General features: G+C 34.9%; 23 protein-coding genes. All 23 read right to left on the bottom strand.

All coding sequences use genetic code 11. The features are described from left to right. Positions 1–112: 112 nt before the first annotated feature. The 23 genes from D9842_RS04320 to fliQ all read right to left on the bottom strand — a co-directional run bounded on the left by D9842_RS04320 (position 113) and on the right by fliQ (position 22928). Entirely contained in the window at positions 113–1849 is a 1737-nt protein-coding gene (locus D9842_RS04320; RefSeq protein ID WP_121661435.1) for a proline--tRNA ligase, read from the bottom strand. Positions 1850–1880: 31 nt separating this feature from the next. After that, a complete protein-coding gene (gene rseP, locus D9842_RS04315) occupies positions 1881–3140 on the bottom strand; it encodes an RIP metalloprotease RseP (protein ID WP_121661434.1) in 1260 nt (419 codons plus the stop codon). 15 nt (positions 3141–3155) lie between these two features. Then, positions 3156–4307, bottom strand: a complete 1152-nt coding sequence (dxr, locus tag D9842_RS04310; protein ID WP_121661433.1) for a 1-deoxy-D-xylulose-5-phosphate reductoisomerase — start codon at positions 4305–4307, stop codon at positions 3156–3158. Between the two features lie 68 nt (positions 4308–4375). After that, a complete protein-coding gene (locus D9842_RS04305) occupies positions 4376–5167 on the bottom strand; it encodes a phosphatidate cytidylyltransferase (RefSeq protein WP_121661432.1) in 792 nt (263 codons plus the stop codon). Positions 5168–5184: 17 nt separating this feature from the next. After that, positions 5185–5964, bottom strand: a complete 780-nt coding sequence (locus D9842_RS04300) for an undecaprenyl pyrophosphate synthase (protein WP_121661431.1) — start codon at positions 5962–5964, stop codon at positions 5185–5187. Between the two features lie 285 nt (positions 5965–6249). Continuing rightward, positions 6250–6771 carry a ribosome recycling factor gene (gene frr / locus D9842_RS04295; RefSeq protein WP_373995113.1) on the bottom strand — a complete coding sequence of 174 codons (522 nt, stop codon included), beginning with the start codon at positions 6769–6771 and terminating at the stop codon, positions 6250–6252. 38 nt (positions 6772–6809) lie between these two features. Next, on the bottom strand, positions 6810–7532 hold the full coding sequence (gene pyrH, locus D9842_RS04290; RefSeq protein ID WP_098796322.1) for a UMP kinase: 723 nt from the start codon (positions 7530–7532) through the stop codon (positions 6810–6812). 277 nt (positions 7533–7809) lie between these two features. Then, complete coding sequence (tsf, locus tag D9842_RS04285) at positions 7810–8691, bottom strand: translation elongation factor Ts (RefSeq protein ID WP_121661430.1); 882 nt, start codon at positions 8689–8691, stop codon at positions 7810–7812. Between the two features lie 213 nt (positions 8692–8904). Then, positions 8905–9606 carry a 30S ribosomal protein S2 gene (rpsB, locus tag D9842_RS04280; RefSeq protein WP_066337690.1) on the bottom strand — a complete coding sequence of 234 codons (702 nt, stop codon included), beginning with the start codon at positions 9604–9606 and terminating at the stop codon, positions 8905–8907. A gap of 234 nt (positions 9607–9840) precedes the next feature. Further along, positions 9841–10359 carry a helix-turn-helix domain-containing protein gene (locus tag D9842_RS04275; protein ID WP_162987289.1) on the bottom strand — a complete coding sequence of 173 codons (519 nt, stop codon included), beginning with the start codon at positions 10357–10359 and terminating at the stop codon, positions 9841–9843. 12 nt (positions 10360–10371) lie between these two features. Beyond that, the gene (locus D9842_RS04270) at positions 10372–10674 is read right to left on the bottom strand and encodes a hypothetical protein (RefSeq protein WP_098796319.1); all 303 of its coding nucleotides are present in this window, start codon (positions 10672–10674) and stop codon (positions 10372–10374) included. 100 nt (positions 10675–10774) lie between these two features. Beyond that, on the bottom strand, positions 10775–11542 hold the full coding sequence (locus tag D9842_RS04265) for a FliA/WhiG family RNA polymerase sigma factor (RefSeq protein ID WP_121661428.1): 768 nt from the start codon (positions 11540–11542) through the stop codon (positions 10775–10777). Between the two features lie 103 nt (positions 11543–11645). After that, positions 11646–12146, bottom strand: coding sequence for a chemotaxis protein CheD (locus tag D9842_RS04260; RefSeq protein ID WP_121661427.1), 501 nt, complete (start codon positions 12144–12146; stop codon positions 11646–11648). After that, positions 12136–12777 (bottom strand): chemotaxis protein CheC, encoded by a 642-nt coding sequence (locus D9842_RS04255; RefSeq protein WP_121661426.1) that lies wholly within the window; start codon positions 12775–12777, stop codon positions 12136–12138. The genes D9842_RS04260 and D9842_RS04255 overlap by 11 nt, the downstream gene beginning before the upstream one ends. 11 nt (positions 12778–12788) lie before the next feature. Next, positions 12789–13253: a chemotaxis protein CheW gene (locus D9842_RS04250; protein ID WP_121661425.1), complete on the bottom strand. Its 465-nt coding sequence runs from the start codon at positions 13251–13253 to the stop codon at positions 12789–12791. Between the two features lie 119 nt (positions 13254–13372). Beyond that, a complete protein-coding gene (locus tag D9842_RS04245; RefSeq protein WP_121661424.1) occupies positions 13373–15400 on the bottom strand; it encodes a chemotaxis protein CheA in 2028 nt (675 codons plus the stop codon). Between the two features lie 95 nt (positions 15401–15495). After that, positions 15496–16596, bottom strand: coding sequence for a protein-glutamate methylesterase/protein-glutamine glutaminase (locus D9842_RS04240; protein ID WP_121661423.1), 1101 nt, complete (start codon positions 16594–16596; stop codon positions 15496–15498). Between the two features lie 6 nt (positions 16597–16602). Then, positions 16603–17469, bottom strand: a complete 867-nt coding sequence (locus D9842_RS04235; RefSeq protein WP_121661422.1) for a MinD/ParA family protein — start codon at positions 17467–17469, stop codon at positions 16603–16605. A gap of 4 nt (positions 17470–17473) precedes the next feature. Continuing rightward, positions 17474–18634, bottom strand: coding sequence for a flagellar biosynthesis GTPase FlhF (gene flhF / locus D9842_RS04230; RefSeq protein ID WP_121661421.1), 1161 nt, complete (start codon positions 18632–18634; stop codon positions 17474–17476). Beyond that, entirely contained in the window at positions 18631–20667 is a 2037-nt protein-coding gene (flhA, locus tag D9842_RS04225; protein WP_121661420.1) for a flagellar biosynthesis protein FlhA, read from the bottom strand. Before flhA ends, flhF begins: the two co-directional genes overlap by 4 nt. A 132-nt stretch (positions 20668–20799) precedes the next feature. Continuing rightward, entirely contained in the window at positions 20800–21879 is a 1080-nt protein-coding gene (gene flhB / locus D9842_RS04220; RefSeq protein ID WP_121661419.1) for a flagellar biosynthesis protein FlhB, read from the bottom strand. Further along, entirely contained in the window at positions 21866–22657 is a 792-nt protein-coding gene (fliR, locus tag D9842_RS04215; protein WP_121661418.1) for a flagellar biosynthetic protein FliR, read from the bottom strand. Before fliR ends, flhB begins: the two co-directional genes overlap by 14 nt. A gap of 1 nt (position 22658) precedes the next feature. Continuing rightward, positions 22659–22928: a flagellar biosynthesis protein FliQ gene (gene fliQ, locus D9842_RS04210; RefSeq protein WP_098796307.1), complete on the bottom strand. Its 270-nt coding sequence runs from the start codon at positions 22926–22928 to the stop codon at positions 22659–22661. Between the last annotated feature and the right edge of the window lie 6 nt (positions 22929–22934).

Raw genomic sequence — 22934 nt, 5'->3', positions numbered from 1 at the left:
AATATCATGAATATTATTTTTTCACAATTGAAGAGGCTGCCCCATTATTAGACAATTCAAAAGAAAATTGTCTAAATTTATCGAGTCAGCCTCTTCTTCTCATTTTATTATTTTAACATGGTTTTGTCTTTGCAGTAACTATTTTTAAGTTACCAAGTATTTGTTTTACTTTACCTTCTAGTTCATCAACTGAAACTTCAAAAGACTCACCTGTTTTACGAATTTTAACTTCTACAATTCCTTCTTCAGCCTTTTTACCAACTGTTACACGAACTGGTAAGCCGATTAAATCGGAATCAGCAAATTTAACCCCTGCTCGTTCTTGACGATCATCAAGAAGAACTTCATAACCAAGGTCTGTAAATATATTGTATAGCTTTTCACCTAGTTCTCTTTGAGCATCATTTTTCACATTAATAGGAATCACATGAAGTTGAAATGGTGCTAACGCTTCAGGCCAAACAATTCCATTTTCGTCGTTATTCTGCTCGATAACAGCAGCTAATGTTCTAGATACTCCAATGCCATAGCAGCCCATAATCATTGGTTGCGTTCGGCCATTTTCATCAAGGAATGTAGCATTCATTGCTTCACTATATCTTGTTCCTAATTTAAAAACATGACCAACTTCTATACCTTTAGCAAATTTAATCATGCCTTCACCATCAGGAGAAAGATCACCTTCTTGAATAAAACGCAAATCAGCATATTGAGTAACAGATGCATCTCGTTCTAAATTAACACCTGTATAGTGGAACCCTTCTTCATTAGCACCGCATACTCCATTTACTATAGCTGCAACTGCAAGATCCCCAATGACTTCAACATCCTCTGAAACATGAATTGGACCTACATAACCAGGAACACAATTTAATGCTTCTTTTGTTTCCTCGGCTGTTGCTAATTCAACTACTGAAGCAGAGTATAAATTTTTCACTTTAATATCATTCACTTCGTGGTCTCCACGAACGAGAACGAGTACAAACTTTTCATCTACTTTAAATAAAACTGATTTAATACAATTTTCTTTTGAGATCTTTAAAAAAGTAGAAATTTCTTCTATCGTTTTTTGGTTTGGTGTTTCTATTTTTTCTAATGATTGATGCTCTTCCGAACTCTTTTCATATGTTGAAATAACCGGAGCCATTTCAATGTTTGCTGCATATTGAGATGTGTCTGAATATGCAATTGTGTCTTCACCAATCTCTGAAAGAACCATAAATTCGTGAGTGTCAGTTCCACCCATTGCACCTGAGTCTGCGATGACCGCTCTAAAATCTAAGCCACAGCGTGTGAAAATATTTTGGTAGGCTGTAAACATTTTTTCATAACCTTCATCCAGACTCTCGTTTGTTGCGTGGAAGGTATATGCATCTTTCATAATAAATTCACGCCCTCGTAAAACACCAAATCTTGGACGTTTTTCATCGCGAAATTTTGTTTGAATTTGGTACAAACCAAGTGGGAGACGTTTGTATGACTTCACTTCATCACGAACAAGGCTTGTAATCATTTCTTCATGTGTTGCTCCTAGAGCAAATTCGCGGTTATGGCGGTCTTTTAATCTCATTAACTCAGGGCCATAGGAATACCATCGACCTGATTCCTGCCAAAGTTCACTTTGCTGTAATGCAGGCATTAATAACTCAGAAGCTCCTGCTTTATTCATTTCCTCACGTACAATTTGTTCAATTTTCTTTAGTACTTTTTGTGCTAAAGGTAAGTAGCTATATACGCCACTTGTATTTTGTCTAATAAATCCAGCTCGTAGCATGAGCTGATGGCTTTTCACTTCAGCATCAGCTGGAACTTCTCTAAGAGTAGGAATAAACGTCATACTTTGTTTCATTTACGAGCACCTCTATTTTAATTAAACTTCTTTACAGAAATAAGCGTTGAATATCATTCCATGTAACAACAAGCATTAAAAGCATAAGCAAAGAAAAACCGATAAAATGAACAATTCCTTCTTTTTGACGATCAATTGGTTTTCCTCTTAATGCCTCAATGAATAAAAATAATAAGCGACCACCATCTAAGGCTGGGATCGGCAACAGGTTAACTATTCCTAGATTAATACTTAGGAGTGCTGCCCATCTTAATAAATTCGTTGTCCCAGACTCGGCAACTTGATCTGTCATGTCATAAATACCAACAGGCCCTGATAGCATGTCAATTGAGAATTGTCCTGTTACAAGCTTTCCAAACCCGATTAAAATTTCCTTCGTCCACGTATACGTTTCAACAAAACCATATTTTAACGAACTGCCAAATGACTTATCAACAGGATTGTATGCACCAATTCGTCCAATGACAGTTTCGCCAACTTTTGTTGCTTCAGGCACCACTTCAAAGCTTAACATTTCGCCATTACGTTCAACTTCAAATGTTAATTCTTTATCCGGATTTTCTTGAATGATTGATACTACTTCACCCCAAGAAGAAGTAGATTCACCTTCAATAGAATGAATTTCATCTCCCTCTTGTAAGCCCGACTCATTTGCAGCACCATCAGAAGTCAATTTCCCTAATCTTGGTTCATCTACTGGTGCACCCTGAATAAAACCTAGGGAAAATAAAATAACAAAAGCAAGAAGAAAATTCATAAACGGTCCAGCAAAAATAGCCGCAATCCTTTGACCTACAGTTTTTGATTGGAACTGTCGGTTATAAGGAGCAATTTGTGTTTCTTGACCATCTACAATAAAATAAGATGTTTCACTCACATCAAATCTTTTAATAAAATCCTCTTCTCCGTGTTCATAGCCTGAGATAAACATGTTATGCTCAAGATCAACATTTTCTACCTCTATAACACGAGCTTGAGGGTATTTTTCTTTATTGTTAAGAATGATTTTTTCAACTTTGTCTTCATTGTTAAATAATAATCCTACATTATGTCCAGGTTTAACCTCGATAACCTCGGGATCTTCACCAGCCATTCGTACGAATCCCCCAATAGGAAGGAGTCGAATCGTATACACTGTTTCATTCTTTTTAAACGATAAAATTTTCGGACCAAACCCTATAGCAAATTCGCGGCAAAGTATGCCAGCTCTATTTGCTAACATTAAATGACCTAGCTCATGAAAAAATACTAGAGCACCGAAAATAAGGACAAACGCTATCACTGTATTCACTTTGAATGACCACCTTTATGAGATTAATGTTTGTACAAAATTTCGCGTTAGTTGATCAACTTCTTGAATTTGCTCCAAATCTGGATGCGCGATGCTCTCATGCTTATCCATAGCTCTTTCAATTAAGTCTTCAATTTGAAGGAATTTTATCTTACCCTTCAAAAAAGCTTCAACCGCTTCTTCATTTGCAGCATTTAGTACAGTTGGCATTGTCCCACCTATTTTACCTGAATCAAAAGCATATTGTAAGCATTTGTACCTATCGAAGTTGATTTTTTCAAAATGAAGTTTCCCATGTTCCCACAATTCAAGTCTTTTAGCATTTTCAAGCGGAAGTCTGTCTGGGTAAGTTAATGCATATTGAATAGGAACTCTCATATCAGGTGTTCCTAACTGTGCAATCACACTACGATCGTGGAACTCCACTAAAGAATGTATAATACTTTCTTTATGTAATAGTACATCAATTCTTTGATAAGGAATGTTAAATAACCAATGTGCCTCAATGACCTCGAGCCCTTTGTTCATCATTGTTGCAGAATCTATTGTAATTTTCGCACCCATAGACCAATTTGGATGATTTAAAGCCTGCTCTACTGTAACGTTTGTCAATTCGTCTCTCGTTTTATCCCGAAAACTCCCACCAGATGCAGTTATGATTAGACGGTCTATATTTTTTGATTTTTCACCTTGTAAACATTGAAAAATCGCAGAATGTTCACTATCAACAGGTAACAAGTCAACTTGGTGTTTCCTTGCATATTCTGTAACTAAATGACCGGCTGTTACGAGTGTTTCTTTATTAGCAATTGCAATTGTGATTTTGTTTTCGATTGCTTTTAACGTTGGAACAAGTCCTACACTACCAACAACTGCATTAACTAAACAATCAACATCATCAAATATAGCTGCCTCTATTAATGCTTCTTGTCCGTAACCAATTTTTATTTTATCGATTTCAAGCTCAAGTTTCAATTTTTCATATGTTTCTTTATCTTGAACCGCAACAAACCTAGGGTTAAATTTTCTAATGATCTCAATTCCAGATTTTATATTTCTTCCAAAAGACATGGAGACTAGTTCAAACTCATCAGGATGTGCTTCTATTACTGATAAAGTTTGGATTCCTATTGAACCAGTCGCTCCAAGTAAACTTATTTTCTTCACATAGTCACTTCCAATCAGAATGCGTAATACTCGTATCCACCACATAATGTTATGGACTTAAACACTTTTTAAAAAAGAATATTTAAAAAGTGAAGTAAAGGTAATACAAATAATAGGCTATCGAATCGATCTAAAATACCACCATGTCCCGGAAGAATTGAACCAGAATCCTTTACTTGATAATGGCGTTTGAATGCAGATTCAACCAAGTCTCCAATTTGTCCAAAAATAGAGAGAAAGATCGTCATAACCGTAATGATAAGGAAAGAATCTAAAACTCCAGTAAACATGTGGTACACCCAAGCGAAAATAACAGCAAATAAAACTCCACCCACTGCACCTTCTACTGTTTTATTCGGACTTATTTCAGGCCAAAGCTTGTTTTTCCCCATTGCCCGACCGACAAAATAAGCACCTGAATCAGTTACCCATATTAAAAATAATGCATAAAATACTTCTGCTAACCCAGAATGCCTTGTTTCAATAAAAAAGTAAAAACCGATTCCAAGATAAAATACGGAAATGACAACAAAACCAACATCATCAAATGTAAACTTATTTTTCGTGATAACCGTGTAAGTTAGCAAAAATAACAAAGCTAGTAATGCTAATTCCGCCTTAGAAAAATTAATATCGTTTAATATTGTTATATAAGAATTTGGAATTAATAGAACCCATAAAATTAATAAGCTTATTAATCCAGGAAAACTTACTAACGATATTTTTTTCATTCTTAGCAATTCATACAAGCCAATTGACGCTAGTAAATAAACAAATATTGTAAACGGAAGATTTCCGTAAATGACAAATGGAAGAAAAACTGCTGCAGCTAATATTGCAGTTAGAATTCGTTGCTTCATTTAAAATTTCATCACCTTTATACGCCACCAAATCTGCGTCCTCTTTGTTGATATGTGTGTATTGCTTGTAAAAAACATTGTTCATTAAAATCTGGCCATAATACTTCAGTAAACCAAAATTCTGTATAAGCTAGTTGCCATAACATAAAATTACTTAACCGGATTTCACCACTAGTACGTATTAATAGGTCAGGATCATCAAGTGATTGAGACATTAAATAATTGGAGAAAAGCGATTCATCAATTGAATCACCGTTTATTTTACCACTCTCAATATCTTTAGCAATCTGTTGAACCGCAGTAATAATTTCAGCACGACTGCCATAATTCAAAGCAAAATTTAAAACAAGACCGTCATTTTCTCTTGTTTCATTTATAGCCTTTTCAACAGCACTTAATGTATGCACCGGGAGTCTGTTTTTATCCCCCATTATACGTACCTGCACATTTTCTTCAATAAGCTCAGGTAAATAAGTATTTAAGAATTCTTCAGGTAACTTCATTAAATAATCTACTTCTACCTTAGGTCGTTTCCAGTTTTCAGTTGAAAAAGCATACAAAGTAAGAGTTTTAACACCGAGTGAATTAGCCTGTTTCGTTATCTTTCTGACAACTTTCATGCCCTCATGATGTCCAGCTATTCGAGGTAAGGCACGTTTTTTTGCCCACCTTCCATTTCCATCCATAATAATGGCAATATGATTTGGAATTTCTCCTTTTAAAATGTCCTCTTTACTTAATGTTTGTTTATTGGAAGGTCGAGGGTTTCCTTTCCATTTCTTTAATATGTTGAGCATGTGATTCCTCCATCACCCAATAATTCATGATCTCTTTCTACCATGATGACGTTAAACTATAAGAAAAACGTAAACGCCTTTCTCAGCCCCCCACAAGCATAAGAAACAAATGAATAGAAGAGGCTCTATTCTTCAATTCATTTGTGGCTTATAACCCCTCAAGGGGCTAGGCGCTTCAGCCAGACACCAATATTTAGTAAAGATATCATATTCTCTTATCTTTAACAAAAAAACCCCCTGTAAACATTAGAGGGTCTTTCCATTCCTATTGTACAGATTTTTCACTTAAACTTCCATGATTTCTTTTTCTTTATCTTTAGCAACTTGGTCAACTTTCACAATATAATCATCAGTTAACTTTTGTACTTCTTCAGTGTTGCCACGTAACTCATCTTCAGTAATATCGCCGTTTTTCTCCAATTTCTTCAGGTCGTCATTACCATCACGTCGAATATTACGCACTGCAACTTTTGCCTCTTCTGCATATTTTTTAACTAACTTCACAAGTTCCTTACGTCTTTCCTCTGTTAGCGCTGGGATAGAAAGTCGAATAAGAGAACCATCATTTGAAGGTGTTAAACCCAAGTCAGATTTTAGAATTGCCTTTTCGATATCACCTAAAACAGTTTTATCATAAGGTTGGATAACTAGAAGTCTTGCTTCTGGCACACTAATAGATGCAAGTTGATTAACAGGTGTTGGAGCCCCATAATAGTCAACAGAAATTTTATCTAATAAATTTGCACTAGCACGTCCGGCTCTAACTGAAGCTAACTCACGAGTTAAAGAAGCAACAGCTTTTTCCATTTTTTCTTTTGTGTTTGCTAAAATTTGTTTAGCCAAGATTATTTCCCCCTTACAATTGTTCCGATATTTTCGCCGATCACGGCACGCTTAATATTACCTTCTTCCATAATTGAGAAGACAATTAGTGGAATATCATTATCCATGCATAAAGAAGACGCAGTTGAATCCATTACAGCAAGACCTTCTTTAAGTACATCTAAGTATGAAAGAGTTTCATATTTAACAGCATCTTTGTCAATTCTAGGGTCGGCGTTATAAACACCATCCACATTATTTTTTGCCATAAGAATAACATCTGCTTCAATTTCTGCAGCACGTAATGCCGCAGTCGTATCTGTAGAGAAATATGGATTTCCGGTACCAGCAGCAAAGATCACAACGCGTTTCTTTTCAAGGTGACGAATTGCTTTTCTTCTTATGTATGGCTCGGCAACCTGTCTCATTTCAATAGAAGTTTGGACACGTGTTTGAATTCCTTGTGTTTCAAGACTATCTTGTAAAGCAAGTGAGTTCATGACAGTTGCAAGCATTCCCATGTAGTCGGCAGTTGCTCGGTCCATTCCCATTTCACTACCGATTTTACCGCGCCAGATGTTTCCGCCTCCAACAACAACAGCTACCTCAACATCTAGTTCAGCAATTTCCTTCACTTGTTTAGCAATTGATTGTATAACAGAAGGGTTAATTCCAAATCCATTATCACCCGCAAGTGCTTCACCACTTAATTTTAGTACGATACGTTGATATTTAGGTTTACTCATGATTACCTCCAACTCTCTGTTCCGCATGAATAAATACTAAGCTTTTTTCATGGATATTAATGTGTAATTAACATCATCTGATGTATTTACTCTCAATTCTATTTTATCCGTGTTATTCGGCTTAGATTCTTTTTAATCCTACATAGCTTTCTTTAGATAGGTCCCATCTCTCTAAAAAGAAGGGAACACACGCTGTGTTCCCTTTTTCCATTATAAGAAAAACATGTATCTGTACACAACATCGATTATGAAATCTTATTTGTGTACATATTAATAGTTATTTTTTTACTTGACTCATAACTTCTTCAGCAAAGTTATCTTGGCGCTTTTCAATACCTTCTCCAACTTCATAGCGGATGAAAGTTTTTACAGTTGCACCTTTAGATTGAACAAATTCTTTAACTTTTTGATCTGGATTCTTAACAAAGCTTTGGTCAAGTAAACAGATGTCTTCGAAATATTTACCAAGACGACCTTCAACCATTTTTGCAACGATATTTTCTGGCTTACCTTCGTTTAAAGCTTGTTCAGTTAGGATTTTACGCTCGTGCTCAGCTTCTTCAGCAGACACTTGATCACGTGATACATACTTAGGATTTACAGCAGCAGCATGCATTGCAACATCTTTTGCAGCATCTGCATCTGTTGTACCTTCAAGTAATGTTAGAACGCCGATACGTCCTCCCATATGTAGGTATGCACCAAATGCATCATTGTCAGTTTTTGATAAAACTGTAAAACGACGAAGAGTGATTTTTTCTCCGATTTTAGCAATTGCAGAATTGATGTAATCAGCAACAGTTGTGCCGTTGCTCATTGTTTCAGATAATGCTGCTTCTGCATCTGCAGGCTTCTTCTCAAGTAAGAAATCAGCTAAACCGTTAATTAATTCTTTGAAACCTTCGTTTTTCGCTACGAAGTCAGTCTCAGAGTTTACTTCTAAGATTACCGCTTCATTACCGTTTACTTTCACTAATGTAGAACCTTCAGCAGCAATACGGTCAGCCTTTTTAGCTGCTTTAGCAATACCTTTTTCACGAAGATAGTCGATTGCTTGATCCATATCTCCATTAGTTTCAGTTAACGCTTTTTTACAATCCATCATTCCAGCGCCTGTTTTTTCACGTAATTCTTTTACCATTTGTGCAGTTACTGCCATTACGGTATTCCTCCTTAAAGTCATATGGGTTTTTAAATGATTCTAACCATCCATTATTTTAAATAAGTGGATATGATAACAATAGGCAGTTTATTAAAGAGACCTAAGGTTTCTCCTTATGGTTTCCAAGATGCCCAGATTTAGTTATTTCTTATGTAACTTACTTTAAAAAAAGGTGATAAAAGGTCATTCCCCCTTATCACCTTTTGCACATTAAGCAGGTGTAGTTTCTTCACCTTGTTTAGATTCTAAAATTGCATCTGCAATTTTTGCAGTTAGAAGCTTAACAGCGCGGATTGCATCATCATTTGCAGGGATTACATAATCAATTTCATCTGGATCACAGTTCGTATCAACGATACCTACGATCGGGATGTTTAATTTACGAGCTTCTGCAACAGCGATACGCTCTTTACGAGGATCAATAATGAATAATGCATCTGGTAATTGCTTCATGTCTTTAATTCCACCAAGGAATTTTTCAAGACGCTCAAGCTCTTTGTTAAGTTGTACTACTTCTTTCTTTGGTAGTACTTCAAAAGTGCCATCTTCTTGCATTCTTTGAATATCTTTTAAACGTTTGATACGCTTTTGGATTGTTTCAAAGTTTGTTAATGTACCACCTAACCAACGTTGGTTTACAAAGTACATTCCAGAACGTTCTGCTTCTTCTTTAACTGAATCTTGTGCTTGTTTTTTTGTACCTACGAAAAGGATAGTACCACCTTCAGCTCCAAGTTCTTTAACGAATTTGTAAGCTTCTTCAACCTTTTTAACTGTTTTTTGAAGGTCGATGATGTAGATACCGTTACGCTCAGTGAAGATGTAACGTTTCATTTTTGGGTTCCAACGGCGTGTTTGGTGACCGAAGTGAACACCAGCTTCAAGCAATTGTTTCATAGAAATTACTGACATTAATTTGTTCCTCCTAATGGTTTTGATCTCCTCCGCTTATATCATCTTTAAGCATAACTGTTATCTTTAAGCATATACTATTATGATAAGGTTAACAGCACCAATACTTAAATCTATAAGCGTGTGTAATAACACCAAAAATTAATATACCATATTAAATTACCAGATTCAAGAGTAAAGTAAAACTTCTTAACAATATTGTTTGATCAGTCATTAAACAACGCTATGATTCATTTATAATTGACGAAATTTTAAAAGAAGCTCGATTTCTGTTTTACCAACGTTTAACCGTTTTGCAATTTGTTCAATAGTATGCCCCTCTTTATAAAGATTTATAGCTCTTTCTTCAAAAGAAGGATTTTTTTGTTGTTTAGGTTGATTAATTTCAACAATATCTTCCACTTGATCGACATTTAATAAGTGATCTGGAAGTTCAAGTTCATCAACTTGTTTATCAGGTTTTTGTATCTCAACATGACTAGCTTTTTGATCTTGATTAATTGGATTGAAATGAAGTTCTTCTCTTTTTTGAGGAATTGAATTAGAAGTTTTCAATAACTTTTCAATAAGTCTGTCATTCTCATCCTTAATATCAATAAGAAAACTAGTCATAGAATTTTCTGTTTCTTCAAGTAACTGACGCTGTGTATCGGATATATTTTTTATTGTAGAATATTTCATATAAAGAACAACGATAAAATAAAAAGCTACTACATGAAGTAGTAAACTTATGAAAAGTAATATAGTCGGCATAGGCATCCTCTCTTAACCAAAAAAATCAATTGTTTTCCCCTTATAGGGGTGGTCAGGATTCTCCTCTTGTTTTTGTTCTTCTTTTTTCTTTTTCTTCTGATTATGATGTTGCTCTGATTGATCCTTTTTTAATTGTAACTTTTCACTTTCTTGATTTTCCTGAACCTGCGATCTTTTTAAGTCTACTTCCTTTTGTATAGAATGTGCAAGTTGATCATGATTAATTTGATTTCTTTGATTGAGCTGTTCTTGAATCTTCCCAGCATCATGTGTGCGAGGCAGAGCAATTTGCATTTCTATATTTTTTAAGCTCATATCATCCTCACCTTTACGAAGCACAATACTGATGTTTGGTTGTAGAGTCCTGTTGGCTTATCTCAAGTTTGTGCTAATGAAATGATTCATAACAAAAATATTAATGTATTACATTTTCTAATATTTTTCTTAGTTTAAACAACGCTTTAGAATGAATTTGTGAGATTCTTGAAGTCGAAAGGTTCATAACTTGACCAATTTCTGTTAAAGTTAATTCTTCTTTGTAAAAGAAGCTTATTACAAGCTGCTCCTTTTCACTTAATTGAGTAATAACTTCAGATAACTGATTGATTAATTCATCATTAATCATCTTTTCTTCCGGTGTTACCTGGTTATCATCTTTCACAGTAAACCCAATACTTTCACCATCATCTTGGTCAAACAATTGATCATCAATAGACAATACATTTGCAAAGAAACCTTCATTCATCACACCAATAACTTCATCTTCTGTTAAGCCTAGTTCATTTGCAATTTCTTTCGCGGAAATATTTCGCAAATGTTTTTGCTCTAATTTATCAATCGCCGCTTCTACACGTTTAGCCTTTTCACGTGAACTCCGTGGTAGCCAGTCTTCTTTTCTTAAGCCATCTATGATTGCTCCTCGTACACGGAAAGAAGCATACGTGTCGAACTTTAAATCACGATTTGGATCAAATTTCTCTAATGCATCATATAACCCAAACAAGCCTAAGCTCATTAAATCATCTTTATTTACATTCTTTGGGAGTCCAATAGAAATTCTTTGAACATGATAAGAAACAAGGGGCATATATTTCTTGATGAGCGCATCACCAGCATGAGTATCTCGTACATCTATCCATTTTTGCCAAATTACTTGTTCATCGGTTAGTGTCATTAGTGTCATTTTTATCCCCCTGATAAAAAAGATATGTTTCATTGAAAAGCAAAGTTTATTTTTTAAAAAAATTTCACACTTAGTAATAAATAACAGGCTAGGTTTTTATAAGTTAAATAATTTTCACACCTTGATTTACCGTTCTAATCATTAATTCACATGTTATCGGATCAAACTCGATTGTTCTTCCACTATTACCACCAACATCTTCTTTTAGTAAAGGTATGTTATATGTTTGAAGTACCTCTTTTACAGCATCTACATTTCTTGGGCCGATTCTCATCATGTCACTCGTTGTTTGAAATTGAAACATTTGAGCACCACCAGCCATTTTAGCTTGCAAAGACCTCATTTTTGCTCCTGCCTCTAATAGTTTGTCGATCAGGAGTGGAACAGCAGTGTCTGCATATTTTGCCTGATTAATAGTAGATTGATTTGCTAATGTTGAATCAGGAAGCATAACATGAGCCAGTCCTGCTATTTGATAGATCCTATCGAATAAAATAAGACCTACACAAGATCCTAATCCTGAGGTGCGAATTCGCTGTGGTGATTTCACTATATTTAAATCTGCTATTCCAACTTTTACAATTTCAATTGACTCATTCTTCATCATTTACCCCAAGTGCATCAAATAACTTTTTAAAGGAATCAGGATCTGGTAAGAGAAAGAAATGCCCTTTTACTGAATCTTCTTCTAACTGATCCTCTTCCTTAATGGCAGTGTCAATGATAATTGCAAAATCACCGGCATGTGATAACTCAATTAAGCCATGACTCATAACAGCACCAAACATATCAATTGTAAGAGCAGGAACTGAAGGGTAAATTGTTAAATCTGTCAAATCAGATAATGATGATAAATATGATCCTGTTAAAATATTACCGAGCTCTTGAAATGCAGATAATCCCAATTCATTATATGGTGTTTCTTTTAATGTAAATTGATCATCGCCTATAAGCTGTTTGATAAAACGTTCCGCTTGTTCAATGCTCAATACAAAGAATAAGGAGCCTGGGATATCACCTTCAATCCTTAAGAAAACACTAGCTATGACAACGTCAGGACCGCCTACCCATTCCATTAGATCATTAAAGGAAACAATCTTAACATCTGGAACATTCATATCTATCTTTTTTTCCAGCAACTTCGATAATGAAGTTGCTGAATGGCCAGCACCTATATTCCCTACTTCTTTTAATATATCGATATGTGTTGATGAAATAAAATTAATATAATCCATTTAAATTCCCTCTATACACCGAGAAGAGACCGCTCGTCATTACTTTTCAGGACTTGTTCCAAATCAATCATAACAATTAATCTTTTATCTAATTTGGCTACTCCTTGTATATACTCAACTTCCACAGCCCCAACAACTTCAGGTGCAGGCTCTATAATGCCTTGATGAATATCAATAACATCATTTGCTGCATCTACAATAAACCCAACTTCCATATCTTCTTTGGAAACAATAATCATTCTTGTACTCTCTGTATCATCAAGTACTTTTAATCCAAATCTTTTTCGTAAATCAATAATAGGTGTAACAACTCCACGTAAATTTATTACTCCTTTAATATATGAAGCTGTTCTTGGTACTCTCGTAATATGTTGAACTTTTTCAATAGATCGAACTTGTTGTACAGGAATTCCGTATTCCTCGTCTTGTAATTGAAAAACGATAACTTTTAAGTCACCAGATATATGTTCACTCATCGTTTAATCCCCTTTCAAAAGAAAATATCATCATCTTGGTTTTAATAACAAAAGAATAAAATGCCAACGTCTACTACCGGAAAAGTCAATTCCATTTTCCACTCTTATAATTAATGGCTCTATTTTATTAAAGAATTACAATCAACGATTAACGCTACTTGACCATCACCTAAAATAGTAGCACCTGAGATGGCAAATACTGAGTTCAAGTAATTTCCAAGGGATTTTAAAACGATTTCCTGCTGACCAATGAAAGAGTCAACGACAAGTGCTGCCATTTTGTCACCTTTTCGTACAATAATTAACGAAACAAAATCTTCATTTTCACTTTCTTCTGGTACTTCGAAGATTTCAGATAAAAAGACTAACGGCACAATTTTCCCACGGAAATCAATTACTTTTTGATTATGTGCTTGTAGAATTTCATCCTTTTTAATAACAGCTGTTTCAATGATTGAAGATAGCGGAATTGCATATTTTTCTTTACGTAATTCAACTAACATAACTGAAATAATCGATAATGTAAGAGGAAGCTGGATAGAGAAAAGTGAACCTTTTCCTTCCTGAGCATCTACTGATACTGTTCCACCTAATGATTCAATCGTGCTCTTTACAACATCCAGACCTACTCCACGACCAGAGATATCTGAAATTTGGTCAGCAGTAGAGAATCCAGAGGAGAAAATTAATTCATAAACTTGTTTATCGGTTAGTGTAGAAGCAATTTGCTCTGTTACTACTCCTCTATCTAACGCTTTCTTCAAAACGCGTTCACGATTAATTCCAGCCCCATCATCCTCAATTTCAATGAAAACATGGTTTCCGCTATGATAAGCTCTTAAAACAACATTACCTTCTTCACTTTTACCATTTTTAACACGAACATCTGGCATTTCTACACCGTGGTCAATCGCATTTCGAAGTAAGTGAACTAATGGGTCTCCGATCTCATCAATAACTGTGCGGTCAAGCTCTGTTTCTGCACCGATAATTTCAAGATTTATTTTTTTGTTTAAATCTTTAGCAAGTTGTCTAATCATTCGTGGGAATCGGTTAAACACAGTTTCAACTGGTACCATTCGCATATTTAGGATAATATTCTGTAAATCCCCAGAGATACGAGACATTCTTTCTACAGTTTCATTAAGCTCATTATTATTTAAATCTTTAGAAATTTGCTCTAATCTACCTCGGTCAATAACCAACTCTTCGAAAAGGTTCATTAAAATATCCAAACGCTCAATATTAACACGTATCGTCTTTGTACTTGTAGCAGCAACCTGCTTTGAAGCTGTTTTAACTTGCTCCTTGGCTTGTACATGTTTTGGCACTTCTTCCTCAGCTACTGTTAATTGTTGTTGAGAAGTTTCTTCATGAGCTTGTTTCATATTTCTTTCAGATACTACGATTGGTTGAACATTTACACTATCAATTTCAGAAACTTTCATTACTTTATTTTGAATATCTTCAGAAGAATCCTTTGTTACAATTGCAACAGTGAATTGATGATCAAATTTTTCTTCCTCTAACTGATCAACTGATGGAACGGACTTAATAACTTCACCAGCCTGCTCTAGAATTTCAAATACCATAAATACTCGAGCAGCTTTTAACAAACAATCTTCTCTTAAAGTAATCGTTAGTTCATATGCTGAAAATCCTTGTTCTTTTGATTGCTGAATAACGGCATTTTCATAATCATCATAATCTTGAATTGATTGTGAAAGAGTTACCTCGTTTGAAGGGGATGACTCTTCAGCAACGGCTTCACCATTTTCAATTTTCTTTAACATTTCAACTACTCTTGAAACATCCTTCTTACCATCTCCACCTTCTGCTATAGAGAAAACCATTTCCTCTAGATCATCAACAGAAGCAAAAACAACATCAAGAATCTCAGCAGAAACAGATAGCTTTTCATTTCGAATGGCATCTAAGACATTTTCCATTTGATGTGTTAAACTAGCCAAATCTTCGTAACCCATTGTTGCACTCATTCCTTTGAGTGTATGTGCCGAACGGAAAATATCATTGACAATTGATAGATCAGTTGGGTTTTTCTCTAATTCTAGTAATTTCTCATTACAAGCTTGTAGATGCTCTTTACTTTCTTCAATAAAGACTTCTAGGTATTGATTCATTTCCATACGGTAACACCCCTAAGTATCAAGTTAAGTAATTTATTTATATTTGGAAAAATGATTATGGTACACATCAAAACGAACACAACGAAAAATGTTCTTTAACGCTGATTTGTCAAAAAGTTCATAATAGCCGCTGCTATATTTTCAACATTTTCAACTTTATCTACCAGATTTGTTGCCACTGCTGCTTTAGGCATCCCGTATACAACAGATGTCTGCTCAGATTCGGAAATAGCTTTTACAGCTCCCGTTGACTTTAGCTTCTTCAAACCTTCTGAACCATCCGATCCCATTCCAGTCATGATTACAGCTACTTTGCGGTAATCTTTTAGTTCGCTAATAGATTCAAACATTACATCTACAGAAGGACGATGTCCATTTCTTATGTCAGACTGGTCAATTTTAATAGTAAGTGATGTACCGGTTTTTACTATTTTCAGATGAGATCCACCCGGTGCAATATAAGCTGTACCTTTCTTGACTAATTCACCATTAACTGCTTCCTTCACTTCAATGGAAGAAATCGAGTTCAATCGACTAGCCAGTGAATGCGTGAAACCAGGTGGCATATGCTGAACAATAAAAATTGGAGCATCAATGTTTGCTGGTATTTTTGTTAATACATGTTGCAAAGCCCTAGGTCCTCCAGTTGATGTTCCTATGCAAACAATTGATGACTTAAGATGGTTTTTGTCGAAGGAAGTAGGGCTTTTGTAATCCATTGAGTCTATTTTACTATATTCATTCACTGTAAGTGGAGTCTTTTTTTCCCTAAATCGACTTATTGTTTTATTTCGGTTTGAAGAATGAGCTAAAATTACTTTTTCCTTTAACTCTTCCTTTACTTTGTGAAGATCTAAAGAAATGGCTCCAGAAGGTTTTGTGATGAAATCAAATGCTCCGTATTGCAGAGATAAAATCGTATTTTCAGCACCTTCTTTTGTCGTACTAGAAAGCATAATGACAGGACGAGGATATTTATTCATAATAACTTTTAGAGCTTCAAGTCCATTCAAAACAGGCATCTCAACATCAAGGGTTATAACATCAGGATTTTTCTCTTCAATTTTTGCTAGCGCATCTTCACCATTTCTAGCCGTTCCTACGACTTCAATGCTCTCATGTTCAACTAGAAAATCTGTAATTAGCTTTCTCATAAAAGCTGAATCATCCACTACCAGCACTCGAATTTTCCCCATTATTGTTTACCTACCCTTCATGAAGAAATTTTTTAATTTCGATATAAAAGGTGTTGAATCAACTACTTCTACATCATTTGACTTTATTTGTATAAAGTCCTTTGAAATTGTCATTAAAGCCTTACTAGCTTGACAATTAGGTTGATATAACAATACTGGTTTTTGATCAATAACAGCTTTCATGATCGTTGAATCGTCGGGTATGATACCTAATAATGAAACCTGACGCCCCAAAAATTGTGTAATCGTTTGTGCGAATCTCCTATAAGTAGAGTCACCAACCTTTTTGTTGAAGGCCCTATTTACCACAATTGAAAAAGGTATTGTTGGGTGGTTCAGACACACATGTTTAATAGCTGAATAAGCATCTGTCATTGATGTTGGCTCTGGGGTTGTAATAACAATAATTTCATCAACTGAAAGTAAAAAACGCAAACTATCTTCTGAAATTCCGGCCCCCATATCAAAGATAATATAATCGTATACTTTAAATAAAAGATCTAACTGCTGTAGAAATCGTTGGAATTTTGTTTCATCAAGTTTGAAAATAGTTCCTAGCCCACTACCACCAGAAATATACTCCAATCCATCTGGTCCAGTTGAAATAATATCAGTAAGTGATAAATCTTTTTGGAAAAAGTCAACAATTGAATATTTAGAACTTTCTCCAATTAAGATATCAATGTTACCCATACCTATATCTAAATCAAATAATAAAACTCGTTTATTTTCTTTTTGTAAAGCTAGTGAAAAATTAAGGGAAAAATTTGACTTACCAACCCCGCCTTTTCCACTCATTACCGCAATTGACTTGGCTTGAGATTTTAGGCTATTTAGTCTTTGTCTTAAACGTTCTGCTTGATCATTTACCATTTGATTACCTCAACATTTGTTCGACTATACGTTCTCGTGTAGCTGCTTCAATATCATCTGGGACATCTTGACCATGGGTCGTATAGGCAATACCTTTTTTTGTCTTTATCATGACATCAAACAATGTTCCTCTTGTTGCTGTTTCGTCTAACTTTGTAAAGATAAGTTTACTTATTGGAATGACAGAAAATTGTTCATATACAGCTAACATATCAGAAGATTTTGCTGTAGCAGCAAGAACAAGATACGTTTCCATTTCCTCATTAAAATCAATAATCTTTTCTAAATCAGAAACATACTTTTCTTCTAAAAAATTTCGTCCTGCAGTATCGATAAATACATAATCATACATAGAAAGTTTCTTTTTAGCTTCTTTAAAATCCTCAATTGTATAACAAACTTCCATTGGAACGTCTAAAATTTTCGCATATGTTTTTAACTGTTCAATTGCCGCAATTCTATAGGTGTCAGTTGTGATAAAGGCAACTTTTTTCTTCTTTTGTAACACACATTCAGCTGCTAATTTTGCTAAAGTAGTTGTTTTGCCTACTCCTGTTGGGCCAATAACATTAATGTATTTCTTTTTATAAGAAATTCCACCAAATTCAAGATTGGAAATACGGCTAGCAAAGAGTTCCTGTTGTTTCTTAATTAGCTGTTCAACTGTAACGTTACCCTTTTCGTTATACCAATATTCCAAAAGTTCACCCATAATTTGAGTTCTTAAAGATGAACTAATATCTTGTTTGATCATCTTTTGTAAAAGCAGTTGAAGCGGTTCAGGATATAGTTCCATTTTTTCATCGCTGGAAATGGTTTGAACAAGACGCTTCAACTCATTTATTTCGTCTAAAAGGGGCTTGTGATCAGCTACTTTTTCAACTGGTTTTGGTGTATTTTGATTTGCTAGCTCGGCATTGAACTTCGTTTGTGGTACTGTGTTTTCTTGAACAAATGCTTTTGTTTCTTTCTTTGGTTGATGATCTACTTGTGCGTCCGGATCCACAGCAGCAATCACTTCGATCTTTTTTTTAGTAAAAAGACCTAAAAAACCACCTGTTTGAATACTTTTGGAATTCAAAATAACTGCATCATTACCCATTTCAGCACGGATTTTTTTCATTGCTTCTTGCATAGATGGTGCAACATATTTTTTTACCTTCATTCGACGTTTACCACCCCGATACTCTGTACTTCGACATTTGCTTCTAATTCATTATATGACAATATAGGTACCTGAGGGAAATAACGATCTGTTAGCTGTCTAACATACATTCTCACTGCAGGTGAACATAATACAATTGGTGTTTGTTGTTGAAGTGATAGCATTTCAATTTCTTTTGCAATAGCTTCAATTAGTTGTTGTGAAACATCCGGGCTTAATGATAAGTAATTTCCATGCTCAGTTTGTTGGACACCTTCTGCTATAAGCTTTTCTACCCTACCTGATAAGGTGACAACCTTCATCATTTGTTCCTGATCAGCATATTGAGAAGTAATTTGTTTAGCCAACGCTTGTCTAACATATTCTCCTAATAGTTCAGTATCTGAAGTCATTTTTCCAAAATCAGCTAATGTTTCAAAGATAATAGGTAAGTTTCGAATAGATACTTTTTCTCTTAAAAGCTTTGCAAGAACTTTTTGAATATCCCCAATACCAAGTGGTGATGGTGTTACTTCTTCTACTAAAATTGGGTAAGATTCTTTTAAGTGATCAATTAATTGTTTTGTTTCTTGTCGACCTAATAACTCATGTGCGTGTTGTTTAATAATCTCTGTAATGTGTGTAGAAACAACAGATGGTGGATCTACAACCGTATATCCATACATTTCTGCCGTGTCCTTCATTTCTTCTGTAATCCATTTTGCAGGCAAACCAAACGATGGTTCAATGGTATCAATTCCTTCAATTGAATCATCTTCAATTCCTGGTGCCATCGCTAAATAATGATCAAGAAGAATCTCGCCTTTGGCTAATTCATTTCCTTTTATCTTTAATCGATACTCATTAGGTTGCAACTGAATGTTATCCCGTATACGTACAACAGGAATAACGATACCTAATTCAATTGCTAATTGTCTACGAATCATAACTACACGGTCTAAAAGATCCCCACCTTGATTTGTATCAGCAAGAGGAATTAATCCATATCCGAATTCAAATTCAATTGGATCAATGTTTAATAGATTAACCACACTTTCAGGACTTTTCATTTCATCCATTTCTATTTCCTGTTCCAACTCTTCTTCATCCGGAATGTCTTGAGCTTTTGATCTTGTAATCATATAGCCACCAAAAGCTAACAAACCAGCAATCGGTAATGTTAGTAAAATACCAATTGGAGTAAAGATTCCTAATAGAAAGATCGTCCCTGCCGCTACGTAAAGCATTTTCGGATAAGCAAAAAGCTGTGAAGTAATATCAGTACCTAGATTACCTTCCGAAGCTGCTCTTGTAACAACAATACCTGTTGCAGTTGAAATTAGTAGTGCAGGTATTTGACTCACTATTCCATCTCCAACTGTTAACATTGTAAAATGAGAAGCTGCTTCACTAATCGGCATTCCTAATTGCATCATACCGATTATGATTCCAAATAACATATTTATAAGAACCATGATAATACCAGCAATCGCATCACCTTTAACGAATTTACTAGCACCATCCATTGCCCCGTAAAAATCTGCTTCATTAGCAATTTTATCTCGTCGCTCACGTGCCTGTTGTTCAGAGATCATTCCTGCATTTAAATCAGCGTCAATACTCATTTGTTTACCTGGCATTGCATCGAGTGTAAAACGAGCAGCAACCTCTGATACACGTTCTGATCCCTTTGTAATGACAACAAATTGGATAACAATTAAGATCGTAAAAACAACAAAACCTACAAGAACATTCCCACCAGTTACAAAAGTACCAAATGTTTCAACAACCTTACCTGCATCTCCTTCGGCAAGAATGGCTCTTGTTGTTGAAACATTTAACCCTAAACGGAAAAGTGTTAAAAGTAGTATTAAAGATGGAAAAATTGAAAACTGTAAAGGCTCGTTCATATTCATTGACGTAAGAATGACCAATAATGCAAGAGAAATATTAATAATAATTAAAAAGCTCAATAACCAGCCCGGGAACGGAATGATCAGCATTGCTACTATTAAGATAACACTAAGTAATACAGATAAATCTTTTCCGGACATGTTGTTTATCTCTCCTTAAAACCCATTCTATCTATCTTTAGCTGTGTTAACACACCTTCTAAGATTTCTACTCCAAGCATTCTACATTAAGTTTCTAGATAGCCTTTTATATCAGAAACGATCAATTTATGACTAAATTGACTTAGCTTGATAAACATAAGCAATAATTTCTGCAACCGCCTGGAAAAACTCATCAGGGATTGCTTGTCCAATATCAACTTGGGCATATAAGGCCCTTGCCAATGGTCGATTTTCCACCATGACAACATCATTTGCTTTTGCAATTTCTTTTATTTTCTGTGCAACAAGATCCACACCCATTGCTACAACAAAGGGGGCATCCATTTTTGTTTCATCATATTTTAAAGCAATCGCATAGTGAGTGGGATTCGTAATGACTACATCGGCATTTGGAACATCCTGCATCATACGTCTCATTGCCATCTCACGTTGTCTTTGCTTAATTTTCGATTTAATAAGAGGGTCACCTTCAGATTTTTTATATTCATCCTTTATGTCTTGCTTCGACATTTTTAGGTTTTTTTCATAGTCATAACGCTGATAAAGATAGTCTAGTAGTGACAATAGTAATAAAGCTGCTGAGGCAAACAACCCCATTTTTACTGTTAAAGTAGCAATATATACTAAAGATTGTTCAACTGTCATTTGCGACAATCGTAAAACATTCTCAATATCTAACCAAAGAACAGAAAAAGTAACAAATCCCACAAATGAAATCTTCAATAATGATTTTAATAACTCAACAATGGCACGCATTGAATAAATACGCTTAAAGCCTTGAATTGGATCTAATTTATTTAACTTCATTTGTATAGCTTCAGTTGAAAATAAAAACCCTACTTGTAAATAATTAGCCAAAACACCAGCAACTAAAGCAACCCCCATTACAGGTGCCAGAATAATAGCAGACTGATAAGATAATGTAATAAATAAGTCATGAACATTTTGATCTGATAATTCAATAAGCAAATAATCTTGAAAAGTTCCTCTCATCATAAGCAAGATACGATCTCTCATAAATGCGCCAATGAATAAAAACGATAAAAATATGGCTAAAAGTGATATTGCTGTATTAACATCTGCACTTTTCGCTACTTGCCCTTTTTTCCTTGCATCTTGCTTTTTTCGTGGTGTGGCTTTTTCCGTTTTCTCTCCTGCAAAAAACTGTAGATCTAATCTAAGAAGATTCATTGCCTCCACCTCCGAACAACTCCATAAGTCCTCTCATTGTATAAGTCATTGTTTCAAATAACTGCTGCATCAGCATAAATAAAGCTCCCATAACTAAAATTAACATGATAAAACTTACACCAATTTTCAATGGCAAGCCAACAACGAAAATGTTTAACTGAGGCACCGTTCTAGCTACTATCCCTAAAGCAATGTCAACTAAAAATAGTGAGCCTACCACCGGGATAGACATTTGAAACGCAATGATAAACATTGAATTAAATGACTCAACAATAAATTCAATAACACTTTCTTCACCCATTGGAAGAAAAGGTTGATCAATAGGGACAAATTGGTAGCTATAAAAAACTCCGTCAAGCAATAAATGATGAGCATTTGTCGTAATCATAAATAAGAGGACAAATGTGTATAAAAATTGACCAACAAGAGGACTTTGTGCACCTGTTTGCGGATCAATAACATTCGCTATCGCAAAACCCATCTGGAAATCAATAAAACTTCCGGCAATTTGTATTGCAGCAAGGATAAAATACGCTGAAAATCCAATTGTTAATCCCAAAAGCACTTCTTTTACTATCAGCATAATAAATTGAGCATCTACTTCAATAGCAGGAGGTTCTAATGAGAAAAACATAATCCACGCTAAAAAGAAGGAAAAACCAATTTTATGAGTATTAGGAATATTACGGTATGAGAAGAAAGGCATTGTAACGAAAAATGCTGTTATCCTCATAAAAATTAAAAGAAAAGCCGGATAATTCTCTAGTATTGTGATCATTCTAGCCCACAAACCTATTTAAGTTTCCGAATATATCTTGTGCATAGGATACTAGAGTAGAAAGCATCCAAGGCCCAAAAAAGATAAGCCCCACCAAAACGGCCACGATTTTCGGGATAAACGCAAGAGTTTGCTCTTGAATTTGAGTTGTAGCCTGAAAAATACTAACAACAAGACCGATAACCAAGGCTAATAGTAATAATGGTCCACAAATAATTAACGTTGTGTATACGGCTTTTTCTGCTAAGGAAATAACAAATTCTGAACTCATTCGTTC

It is taken from the genome of Metabacillus litoralis, from assembly GCF_003667825.1.
GTDB lineage: Bacteria > Bacillota > Bacilli > Bacillales > Bacillaceae > Metabacillus > Metabacillus litoralis_B.
This window is presented reverse-complemented; position numbering and strand designations above follow the sequence as displayed.

What these genes read in the sequence shown, in the direction of transcription:
- D9842_RS04320 (WP_121661435.1), bottom strand. Translation starts at nt 1,849, where the DNA reads ATGAAACAAAGTATGACGTTTATTCCTACTCTTAGAGAAGTTCCAGCT.
- D9842_RS04305 (WP_121661432.1), bottom strand. Translation starts at nt 5,167, where the DNA reads ATGAAGCAACGAATTCTAACTGCAATATTAGCTGCAGCAGTTTTTCTT.
- D9842_RS04300 (WP_121661431.1), bottom strand. Translation starts at nt 5,964, where the DNA reads ATGCTCAACATATTAAAGAAATGGAAAGGAAACCCTCGACCTTCCAAT.
- frr (WP_373995113.1), bottom strand. Translation starts at nt 6,771, where the DNA reads ATGGAAAAAGCTGTTGCTTCTTTAACTCGTGAGTTAGCTTCAGTTAGA.
- pyrH (WP_098796322.1), bottom strand. Translation starts at nt 7,532, where the DNA reads ATGAGTAAACCTAAATATCAACGTATCGTACTAAAATTAAGTGGTGAA.
- tsf (WP_121661430.1), bottom strand. Translation starts at nt 8,691, where the DNA reads ATGGCAGTAACTGCACAAATGGTAAAAGAATTACGTGAAAAAACAGGC.
- rpsB (WP_066337690.1), bottom strand. Translation starts at nt 9,606, where the DNA reads ATGTCAGTAATTTCTATGAAACAATTGCTTGAAGCTGGTGTTCACTTC.
- D9842_RS04275 (WP_162987289.1), bottom strand. Translation starts at nt 10,359, where the DNA reads ATGCCGACTATATTACTTTTCATAAGTTTACTACTTCATGTAGTAGCT.
- D9842_RS04270 (WP_098796319.1), bottom strand. Translation starts at nt 10,674, where the DNA reads ATGAGCTTAAAAAATATAGAAATGCAAATTGCTCTGCCTCGCACACAT.
- D9842_RS04265 (WP_121661428.1), bottom strand. Translation starts at nt 11,542, where the DNA reads ATGACACTAATGACACTAACCGATGAACAAGTAATTTGGCAAAAATGG.
- D9842_RS04260 (WP_121661427.1), bottom strand. Translation starts at nt 12,146, where the DNA reads ATGAAGAATGAGTCAATTGAAATTGTAAAAGTTGGAATAGCAGATTTA.
- D9842_RS04255 (WP_121661426.1), bottom strand. Translation starts at nt 12,777, where the DNA reads ATGGATTATATTAATTTTATTTCATCAACACATATCGATATATTAAAA.
- D9842_RS04250 (WP_121661425.1), bottom strand. Translation starts at nt 13,253, where the DNA reads ATGAGTGAACATATATCTGGTGACTTAAAAGTTATCGTTTTTCAATTA.
- D9842_RS04245 (WP_121661424.1), bottom strand. Translation starts at nt 15,400, where the DNA reads ATGGAAATGAATCAATACCTAGAAGTCTTTATTGAAGAAAGTAAAGAG.
- D9842_RS04240 (WP_121661423.1), bottom strand. Translation starts at nt 16,596, where the DNA reads ATGGGGAAAATTCGAGTGCTGGTAGTGGATGATTCAGCTTTTATGAGA.
- D9842_RS04235 (WP_121661422.1), bottom strand. Translation starts at nt 17,469, where the DNA reads ATGGTAAATGATCAAGCAGAACGTTTAAGACAAAGACTAAATAGCCTA.
- flhF (WP_121661421.1), bottom strand. Translation starts at nt 18,634, where the DNA reads ATGAAGGTAAAAAAATATGTTGCACCATCTATGCAAGAAGCAATGAAA.
- flhA (WP_121661420.1), bottom strand. Translation starts at nt 20,667, where the DNA reads ATGTCCGGAAAAGATTTATCTGTATTACTTAGTGTTATCTTAATAGTA.
- flhB (WP_121661419.1), bottom strand. Translation starts at nt 21,879, where the DNA reads ATGAATCTTCTTAGATTAGATCTACAGTTTTTTGCAGGAGAGAAAACG.
- fliR (WP_121661418.1), bottom strand. Translation starts at nt 22,657, where the DNA reads ATGATCACAATACTAGAGAATTATCCGGCTTTTCTTTTAATTTTTATG.
- fliQ (WP_098796307.1), bottom strand. Translation starts at nt 22,928, where the DNA reads ATGAGTTCAGAATTTGTTATTTCCTTAGCAGAAAAAGCCGTATACACA.